Origin of the sequence: Moorena sp. SIO4G3 (assembly GCF_010692305.1) — a bacterium.
Taxonomy (GTDB): domain Bacteria; phylum Cyanobacteriota; class Cyanobacteriia; order Cyanobacteriales; family Coleofasciculaceae; genus Moorena; species Moorena producens_A.
The window spans coordinates 1-7,012 of sequence record NZ_JAAHIG010000435.1; the positions used below are offsets into that span (position 1 = coordinate 1).

Consider the following 7,012-nt stretch of genomic DNA (forward strand, 5'->3'; position numbering starts at 1 on the left):
TGCATTGATAGCAAAGATAATATCAAAATAACTTTCTAACAAGCCAGTAGTTCGATGCATGACACTGATAGCATCTTGGCGATATATTGCTAATTTTAACTGATGAGTATAAGCAGAAATAGTTTGCCTCAATATTGGATAATTTTTAGAAATAATGGCTTGTTTTAGGGGTTCAGGATAGGGCTGGTTTACCTTTTTTTGTAGCTGTTTAAACCAACCATCAGCATCATACAAACACACAGAGGTTAGGATATTCCACCAAAAGCAGGTAGAATATCCAATGGAAGCTTGATGGTTGACGAGAATACGTGAAAGCTGTTCTTCAATCCATTGGGGGGTACGATACATCACATCCACACCAAATCCAGATTTGAGATCAATCCACTCATCACCTGTTTCCCAAAATTGGTTGTTAATTTCTATGCGCTCTGCAAATGGTTTTGCGATCGCAGCTCGAATTTCTACAGGAATATCTTTCTTGACATAGACATAAAAATCGTAGTCTGATCTGTCGTCGGAAACCTGTTGGCTTCGAGAACCGGCTAATGCTACAGCGACAACTTGATCCAAAGCAGCAAACTCAGCCGCCAGAGTTGTTGCTAAGGGAGGAATAGTTTTAATTAAGGGAATATATTTAGAAGCTATAGACACAATCCTAGCTAAACTGTTTGTCATGAAATGGCTCTCCGAGAGTAGAGCGTTTGTAAGCATTCAGCTAATGCGCTACGCGCACGCGTGCGCGTTCAGCTTATGCTTTGATAGATTTTTTCCCAGACTTTAAGTTCTAATTCATCTCAAACTATTAAATTATCCCCTTTCCCCATTGTGCACGCTACGGGAACGGCCCAGGTTAGGCAAAGGAGGTTTATTTTAAGCTGACGGCTGATAGCTGAACGCGCACGCGTGAGCCATTCGCGTAGCGTGGCCCAAAGGCCAAGGCTCACGGCTGTTGGCGTAGCCTGCGCGTAGCGCATATGCTTACCTATTAGGAAATTAGGATTAGTTATGTTTCAGATAGACTTCTGCGAGCATACCAAGCAGCACCGTGTAAAGCGGCCTGGTCATTAAGAATCACATAGATAGGAATAGACTTCAGCAAATCCACCATCTTATCTTTATTAATAAAATTTTCCATAAACAGAGGTTCACGCAGCTTATCGAGAATGCGAGGGGGAATCCCTCCACCGATATAAACACCCCCAGTTGCGAAAAACTTAAGGGCAGCATTTGCGGCTTCAGATGCCAAGATTGAGACAAACATCTCTAAAGCTTGCACACAAAGGGGACAGGTATTGGCCAGAGCTGCATTACTAATCGCTGCGGCTGGCTCTCCTTTGCTCATTTCTTCTGCTAACCATTCAGGGGTGTTTCCATGTCCGCTATCCCGCAAATAATTATACATACGAACCAAGCCAGGACCTCCTACAAGAATCTCGTAGCTCACCCGTTTGTATTCTTGCTGAACATAACGCATCAGTCCAACTTGAAGCTCATCCAAAGGAGCAAAGTCAGTACTCCCACCTTCAGATGCGATCGCATGAACTCGACCTTTCACCTCAACGGTTGCTGCTTCTCCCAAGCCAGTACCAGGTGATACTACTGCTCGATTTCCCCCTGGTATTTTAGTGCCGACATTAAGAGTAACTAATTCATCATCCTTTAGGGTTTCTATGCCATAAGCATTGGCTTCTACATCGTTGAGCAAGCTAACCGGAACACCTATAACTGAAACTAATTTAGCCGCTTCTACTTTATCCCAGGGTAAATTAGTCAATTTACACACACCTTCCTTGATTGGACCAGGTAAGCCGAAACAAGCAATTTTAATGGGATGCTCACAGCTTTCAACGAAAGCCCCTACCAGCTCCTCAAAACTGTGATAGTCTTTGCACTTATAAGTGCTTTTTTGAACTACAGATAGGTTCTCGTCAAATATTGCTAATCGGCAATTTGTTGCCCCTAAGTCACCTGCTAATATCATAAGTAATTCAAAATTCAAAATTCAAAATTCAAAATTCAAAAATGCTGTCAAACTCTTAACTTAATTATAGGTTAATCACCCTCTGCAAAATCAATTACTAAGGCTCGGCAATCCGGCTGATGGTGGATATCAACTGCTTCTGTTGTTAATTTTGAGAAGGGAACAGTATTAGTAATAATCGGTTCTAGATTAATCTTCTTTGTGCAAATCAGGTCTATGGCCTGACGAAAATGCTCTGGAGTATATCGATAGCTACCATAAATCTTGAGGGAACGATAATGAATTAAATTAGGATTGCCCCGAAACTCTGTTCCCGGGGGTGTTCCACCAAACCCAACTGCGGTACCGCCACACCTGAGCAGGGTTAATGCTTCTTCATAGGTTTCCCCAGAGCCAACGGCTTCAATAACCACATCAGCACCATAACCCTGGGTTTGAGCCATCACTATGTCTTTGAGAGACTCTCGGGTAACATTAACGGTAAGGTCAGCACCCAAAGCTGATGCCTGTTCCAGAGAATCATCATGTTTGCCAGCTAGAATAATTTTGGTAGCACCTCTCAAGCGCGCTACCTGAAGGAAGCTCAGTCCGACACCGCCATCACCAATAACTACCACACAATCGGACAAACCAATATTAGATAAGTCAATACCCTGAAGGATACAAGCTAGTGTTTCTGTAAAGGCAGCAAACTCATAGGGAATTGATGAAGGCAGCTCAACGATTCCGCTAGCCAGGGACGCCGGAACGCATACAAACTCAGCCATGCCACCGGGTTGTAACTTAGTTGGGTTGAGGCAATGGCCTAATGCTCCTCGCTGACAGTAAAAACACTCTCCACAGGGTTTTTCTGGGTTGACGGTAACGCGCATCCCTGGTTTGAGTTTAGTAACACCCTCCCCTACAGCAACAACATCTCCCGCCAGCATCCTACCAAAAATGACTGGAGGATTATGTTTGGCGTGTCCCACTAATACCGCCCGTGCGTGCATCGCACAAAAGAAACACTTCTGAACTTGTATCAAAACTTCCCCTGGGCTAGGTTCAGGTCGGTCTATTTTTTCTAAGCGAAAGTTCTCACGTCCTGGACCATACCAGACCGCAGCCTGCATGGTTGTCATAATCTCTTGCTCCAATCTTGTTTACTGTGGGTGCATCTGATTAAAGTTTGACTCTGTGGTGCGTTACGGGCAGCAACCTAACTCTGGCTACCGAGAAAATTAGGGCCGCCCTAACGCACCCTACGCAACTGTGGTGCGTTACGGGCAGCAACCTAACTCTGGCTACCGGGAAAATTAGAACCCCCCTAACGCACCCTACGCAACTGTGGTGCGTTACGGGCAGCAACCTAACTCTGGCTACCGAGAAAATTAGGGCCGCCCTAACGCACCCTACGCAACTGTGGTGCGTTACGGGCAGCAACCTAACTCTGGCTACCGAGAAAATTATGGCCGCCCTAACGCACCCTACGCAACTGTGGTGCGTTACGGGCAGCAACCTAACTCTGGCTACTGAGAAAATTAGAACCCCCCTAACGCACCCTACGCAACTGTGGTGCGTTACGGGCAGCAACCTAACTCTGGCTACCGAGAAAATTAGAACCCCCCTAACGCACCCTACGCAACTACGCAACTAACTTCTTTTACCGGTCAGCTAAAAACTTTTTCAGCCAAGGCTCAGTGATTTGTTCTAGTGAATTAAGGGTGACATCTGCGATCGCAAAACGTTCATCCTCTAGATTTTCTGGTGCTGGAACTGCAATACATGCCATGCTGGCAGCTTTGGCACTAATCACGCCACGAACCGAATCCTCTAAGGCAACACACTTTGTTGGTTCTATACCCAGACGACGGCTAGCGGTGAGATATACTGCTGGATGGGGTTTACCAAAGTCCTCCGCTTCTGCTGATGTAATCACATCAAAGGCATCTTTTAAATCGAGCCGTTTGAGTACTGTATCAATTAGACCCATGGGAGATGACGTTGCTAGGGCTAGGGGTAAGTTTAATTCCCGACACAACTTTACGGCTTCAATTGCACCTGGCATCGGTTGTCCCATGGTCATCAATAGCTCACTCATCCGAGCGATCATTGTTCGACATACCTCAGCTTGGCTCATACCAGTCCAAGGAAATCGAGCATACCAATACTTGACCACCTCATCGTTTCGCAAACCCATTGTTTGAGAAGACATACTCTCGTTCATGGGAATGCCAAGGTCATTGAAGACTTCGATTTCTACCTTAGACCAGAACGGTTCACTATCAATTAGTAAACCATCCATATCAAAGATCACAGCTACATCCTGCATCAGAATCTTCCTCAAGCGTCGAGATCTACAACAGTTCGGGTTCCAGGCTGTGGACTCCAATTAGTCAATTCTATAGGAAGCTTCTCAAGAGGGATAAACCGACCCAACAGTTGTTCAAAGAACGCCTCGTCGCCCTTGATGGATGCGATCGCAGCCGCAATGGTTTCGTCTGTAGCGCCAGCAAAAGACGTCACTACCGCTATCTCTCGCATAAATAACTCATGGGGAGAAATGGGTAAAGAAATCCCTTGTTTAGGAACACCATAGATACAGACTAAACCGCCCTTACGAACAAGATCGAGTGCTGTAGCCAGACCCCCTGGTGAACCGGAACATTCGACCACCACATGTGCCTGGTTTGGTTCTGGAACGTCGATCCGTTCAATTCCCAATTTGTTTAGCCAAGGGAGCGGCTCTTTGGTGATATCGTAAACTTTAATTTCTCCCTTGAAGTTGGGGGAATGATTTAGGAGGTAGGTAATTAGAGTTCCTGAAATCCCCCCCCCAATCACCAGGACGTTAGGGTGTGACGTAGCTAATAGATTAACAGCAGCTAGAATCCGTTTTACTCCCCTTACTGCACAACTTAAAGGCTCAATGAGCACTCCTAAAGATGGATTGGAGAATTCAAAAGGATGTAGGGAATTTATAGGAGCACAAATTTGCTCAGCATACCCTCCATGTTCATTTACTCCAAGTTCTTTAAGATTGATGCAGTGACTAGTTAATCCCTCTAAACAATAACTACATTTTCCACAGGAAATCTCATTATTGAGGGCAAAATGACCGTTTTGATTAGGCAAGCTACAGACTACTTCATGACCAAGAATACACTCTTTATCTAAGCCTGCTGCGGTTAGTTGCTGGTCTGTTTTACAGACTCCCACAAATTCTACCTTAGCAATGACTTCATTATCTTGAGTTTTGCTAGGCTCAGTAAACTCGCGAATGTCTACTTGATTGGCTTTGGATAAAACTGCTGCTCTCATCAAATAGCTCCTGCGGTTTCAGCGGTTGGACATAATAGGATATCAAGCTTGTGTAGGACTTGATCTAAAACACCAATAGTACAATCAATTTCTTCGTAGCTGATATCAAGATAAGGAGCAAATTTCAAAACGTTCAGGTCATATCCTCCGGTTTGGAGAATCATGCGCCAACTCTGGTCTTTCCAAATAAAATCATTATCCTGAGCAATGCTTGCTGCTAGTTTGGCAGACCCTTTGTAAGGTTTACCTTTTTCATCAGCAAAAACCATGTTCAGTATAAGTCCCAGTCCATCTACGCTATAGACACAGGAATGACGGGCTTGGAGTTCTTTGAGTTTGGTCAAAAAGTACAAACCTTTTGCTGGTACTGATGTTTCGTAGTCTTGTGCCAGCATATAACGCCATGTTGCTAAAGCAGCAGCAGTTCCGAGAGGATGGTTAGCAAAGTTGCTATGGGCGTGTCCAGGAGTGAAAAAGTCTGGTGCTACTAGGTCTTCTCGTGCCCAGACTAAGCTAACTGGACTCAAACCATTGGTGAAGGATTTGCTCAACGTAATAATATCTGGGACAAACCCAAAATGTTCGAAGGCAAATAATTTACCAGTACGGTACATACCAACTTGAATTTCGTCATCAAAGACAAGAAGTCCGTGCTTTTGTCGTAACTCACTGATAAACCCTTTAAAGAAATCCCTAGGTGGGATGGTGTAGCCTCGTCCTTGACAAGGTTCTACAACTATCGCACCGACTTCTGAACTGGTCTCACTTGCGATGCCATAAAATTCATTGGAGAATGCCTTCCGAATCATGCTCTCGCAGTATAAGTCACAGGTTTCTCGTTCTTTTTCATAGAAACACTGAGCGCAGTTAGCAAACGGAAACATAACTGCCCGTTCTGAGAACTCATTAAAGTACTGTCGGTATCGATGACTACTCGAAAGGTTGAGAGTACCAAGAGAGCGACCATGATAACCACCCATCATCACAGCTACTTTATTCTTGCGGGTGTTCTTACGAATAATCTTTAGGGCATCTTCCACCACAAGTGCGCCGCCAACATTGAAAGAGACTCGGCCTTTGACACCGGTTCTTTCATACATCGCATCTACTACTTGTTTCGCGATTAATAATTTTTCACGATGTAGAAAGTCGCCATTGGCTTGAGGTAATGTATGGAGTTGTTTAGTAACCTCTGATTCAATCTCTGGATTTCGATAGCCGAAGTTACAACTTGAGTGCCACATTCCGGTATCGATATAGGATTTGCCCTCATCGTCGAAAACCAATCCCCCCTTACAACCAGTTACGATTATTGGTCGCTCTTGATAGTGAACCGTATCCCCCCAACACAGGTATTCCTGATCAATTTGGCGAAGAGTCTGGCTGTCGATTGTAGTTGATGAATCTAGTTTTTCTTTCTCTAAAACTGATATTTTTTCCAATTGTTCATGCAAGGGGTATTCGGTAGTATTTTCACACCACTCTTCAGCCATTGTTAACGGGAATTGATTAATCTCAGTCATTAAATCACTTTTTTATTGTTTTACCTATGCACAGGGTAAGCGCAATAATCACTAAAAATACAGTCTTACCAGTACTCTTTAAAAGAATTACAAGAGTACTATAATTCCTGCATAGTATAAGACTAATCTTTGATAATATTTTGGATCAGTCTTTAGTTAATTTTCCTTGCGCTTACCGGTTTTTTATGCACCCAGAGCATCCTATCAA

General features: G+C 44.2%; 6 protein-coding genes. All 6 read right to left on the reverse strand.

The features are described 5' to 3' along the window. Window positions 1-675, reverse strand: a 675-nt coding sequence (locus F6J99_RS39135) for a DUF4037 domain-containing protein (RefSeq protein ID WP_293121464.1), incomplete at its 3' end; no start/stop codon positions are given. Between the two features lie 328 nt (window positions 676-1,003). Further along, window positions 1,004-1,981: a glucokinase gene (gene glk / locus F6J99_RS39140; protein WP_293121474.1), complete on the reverse strand. Its 978-nt coding sequence runs from the start codon at window positions 1,979-1,981 to the stop codon at window positions 1,004-1,006. Between the two features lie 71 nt (window positions 1,982-2,052). After that, a complete protein-coding gene (locus F6J99_RS39145; protein WP_293121466.1) occupies window positions 2,053-3,102 on the reverse strand; it encodes a zinc-binding dehydrogenase in 1,050 nt (349 codons plus the stop codon). 521 nt (window positions 3,103-3,623) lie between these two features. Then, window positions 3,624-4,292 (reverse strand): hexitol phosphatase HxpB, encoded by a 669-nt coding sequence (gene hxpB / locus F6J99_RS39150; protein ID WP_293121468.1) that lies wholly within the window; start codon window positions 4,290-4,292, stop codon window positions 3,624-3,626. 11 nt (window positions 4,293-4,303) lie between these two features. Further along, entirely contained in the window at window positions 4,304-5,281 is a 978-nt protein-coding gene (locus F6J99_RS39155; protein WP_293121470.1) for an alcohol dehydrogenase catalytic domain-containing protein, read from the reverse strand. Then, window positions 5,281-6,804, reverse strand: coding sequence for an aspartate aminotransferase family protein (locus F6J99_RS39160; protein WP_293121472.1), 1,524 nt, complete (start codon window positions 6,802-6,804; stop codon window positions 5,281-5,283). Before F6J99_RS39160 ends, F6J99_RS39155 begins: the two co-directional genes overlap by 1 nt. Between the last annotated feature and the right edge of the window lie 208 nt (window positions 6,805-7,012).